The organism is Pseudomonas sp. REP124, assembly GCF_020164475.1.
Classification (GTDB): Bacteria; Pseudomonadota; Gammaproteobacteria; order Pseudomonadales; family Pseudomonadaceae; genus Aquipseudomonas.
Genome location: NZ_JAIQWX010000276.1, coordinates 1 through 3,006, shown reverse-complemented (window position 1 = coordinate 3,006; position 3,006 = coordinate 1). Strand labels below are relative to the sequence as shown.

Below are 3,006 nucleotides of genomic sequence, written 5' to 3'. Positions count from 1 at the left end.
TCTTTTGGGGCCGCTTCGCAGCCCAACGGGGGCAAGCCCCCTCGCCACAGGGTTCTCTCGCTAACGGGGCGGTTATCAGGGGAAAAACTCTGCTGCCCCGCAACTCAATCCGCTAGTCTTGCTCAGATCTGGAAGGGAGCCCCTCATGTTCGAATCCGCCGAAATCGATCACATCATCGACAAAGAAACCTACGAAGCCGAAGTGCCGGCCCTGCGCGAAGCCTTGCTCGAGGCGCAGTTCGAGCTGCAGCAGCAAAAGCGTTTTCCGGTGATCATCCTGATCAATGGCATTGAGGGCGCCGGCAAGGGCGAGACGGTCAAACTGCTCAATGAGTGGATGGATCCGCGCCTGATCGAAGTCCGTACCTTCGATCAGCAGACCGATGAAGAACTGGCCCGCCCACCGGCCTGGCGCTACTGGCGGATGCTGCCGGCCACGGGGCGCATGGGGATTTTCTTCGGCAACTGGTACAGCCAGATGCTCCAGGCCCGGGTCCATGGCGCGCTCAAGGAGCCTCGATTCGATCAGGCCATCAACGGCGCCGAGCGCCTGGAAAAAATGCTCTGCGATGAAGGCGCAGTGATCTTCAAGTTCTGGTTCCACCTCTCCAAAAAGCAGATGAAGGCGCGGCTCAAGGCCCTGGCCGACGACCCGTTGCACAGCTGGCGCATCAGCCCGCTGGACTGGCAGCAATCGCAAACCTACGACAAGTTCGTGAAGTACGGCGAACGCATTTTGCGCCGCACCAGCCGCGACTATGCGCCGTGGCACGTGATCGCCGGGCTGGACCCGAACTATCGCAGTCTGGTGGTGGGCAAGATCCTCCTCGAAGGCCTGCAAAGCGCTCTGAAACGGCCGCAAATCCATCCGGAAAAAGTCAGCGCCGCGCCAGTCTTTCCCAGTGTCGATCAAATCAATCTGCTGGACAGCCTCGATCTGACCCTGCGTCTGGACAAGGACGATTACGAGGAACAGTTGATCACCGAGCAGGCCCGCTTCTCCGGCCTGATGCGCGACAAACGCATGCGCCGTCACGCCCTGGTGGCGGTGTTCGAGGGCAACGATGCGGCGGGCAAGGGCGGGGCGATCCGTCGGGTGGCCGCGGCGCTGGACCCGCGTCAGTACAGCATCGTGCCGATTGCCGCACCGACTGAAGAAGAAAGGGCGCAGCCGTACCTGTGGCGCTTCTGGCGGCATATACCGGCGCGGAGCAAATTCACCGTGTTCGATCGGTCCTGGTACGGCCGGGTGCTGGTCGAGCGCATCGAAGGCTTTTGCAGCCCGGCAGACTGGTTGCGCGCCTACAGCGAAATCAACGACTTCGAAGAGCAGCTCGCCGATGCCGGAGTCATCGTGGTCAAGTTCTGGCTGTCCATCGACAAGCAGACACAACTGGAGCGCTTCCAGGCCCGGGAAAATATCCCCTTCAAACGCTTCAAGATCACCGAAGACGACTGGCGCAACCGCGACAAGTGGGATGACTATCGAGCCGCCGTCGGCGACATGGTCGATCGCACCAGCACCGAAGTGGCGCCATGGACGCTGATCGAAGCCAATGACAAGCGCTGGGCGCGGGTCAAGGTACTGCGCACGATCAATCACGCGCTGGAGCAGGCGTTTGAGCGCTCCGACCGTCATGCGCACAAGGACAAGAAAGACAAGAAGTGAGGCGATGGCTGCGCATACGCAAGGTGAATGATTGTCGCGGTCGGCAATTGGGTGGGCTTATGCTCGATCCACTCTCAACCGATAACAACAATGAGGTATGCCATGCGTGAAGTGGTGATCGTCGACAGCGTGCGGACCGGCCTGGCCAAGTCCTTTCGCGGCAAGTTCAACCAGACCCGCCCGGATGACATGGCGGCGCATTGCGTCAACGCCTTGCTGGCGCGCACCGGCATCGACCCGGCCAGCGTCGAGGACTGCATTGTCGGTGCCGCCTCCAATGAAGGCGCCCAAGGCTTCAATATCGGGCGCAATGTCGCGGTGCTGTCCAAGCTCGGCACCGGCGTGGCCGGCATGACCCTCAATCGTTTCTGTTCCTCAGGCCTGCAAGCCATTGCCATCGCCGCCAACCAGATCGCCTCCGGTTGCAGCGACATCATTGTTGCGGGCGGCGTCGAATCGGTCAGCCTGACCATGAAAAGCGTCAACACCGACAACCTGATCAACCCGCTGCTCAAGGAGCAGGTGCCGGGCATCTATTTCCCGATGGGCCAGACCGCAGAAGTCGTCGCCCGCCGCTACAACGTCAGCCGCGAAGAGCAGGACCTGTACGCATTGCAAAGCCAGCAGCGCACCGCCCTGGCCCAGGCCGCCGGCCTGTTCGACGATGAAATCGTGCCGATGGCGGTGAAGTATCGGGTGGAAGACAAGGCGACGGGCGAGGTGAAAATCTTCGAAGGCGTTGTGGATCGCGATGATTGCAACCGTCCGGACACGACTCTGGAAAGCCTCGCAGGTTTGAAACCGGTGTTCGCTGAAGACGGTTCGGTCACGGCCGGCAACTCTTCGCAGTTGTCTGATGGTGCGTCCATGACCCTGGTGATGAGTCTGGAAAAAGCCCTGGCGCTGGGTTTGAAGCCCATAGCGTTCTTCCGCGGATTCACTGTGGCCGGTTGTGAGCCGGATGAAATGGGCATCGGCCCGGTGTTCTCCGTGCCCAAGCTGCTCAAGGCCAAGGGTTTGCAGATTGGTGATATCGATCTGTGGGAGCTCAATGAGGCGTTTGCCTCGCAATGCCTGTATGCGCGTAATCGACTGGAGATCGATAACGACAAATACAACGTCAATGGCGGCTCGATTTCCATTGGTCATCCGTTCGGCATGACCGGATCGCGGCAGGTCGGGCATGTGGTTCGCGAGTTGCAGCGGCGCAATTTGCGCTACGGCATCGTAACCATGTGCGTGGGGGGCGGGATGGGGGCTACCGGGTTGTTTGAGGCGGTGCGTTGAATCTGAAGAATTGTGGTGATTTTTAGATAGCTTTCGCGGGCAAGCCTCGC

Annotated in this window: 2 protein-coding genes; both read left to right on the top strand. The window is 60.4% G+C overall.

Features of this window, described 5'->3' with window-relative positions:
* Positions 1-145 precede the first annotated feature (145 nt).
* Positions 146-1,669, top strand: a complete 1,524-nt coding sequence (pap, locus tag K9857_RS30155; protein ID WP_224542202.1) for a polyphosphate:AMP phosphotransferase — start codon at positions 146-148, stop codon at positions 1,667-1,669.
* A gap of 102 nt (positions 1,670-1,771) precedes the next feature.
* Entirely contained in the window at positions 1,772-2,956 is a 1,185-nt protein-coding gene (locus K9857_RS30150; RefSeq protein WP_224542200.1) for a thiolase family protein, read from the top strand.
* Positions 2,957-3,006 lie beyond the last annotated feature (50 nt).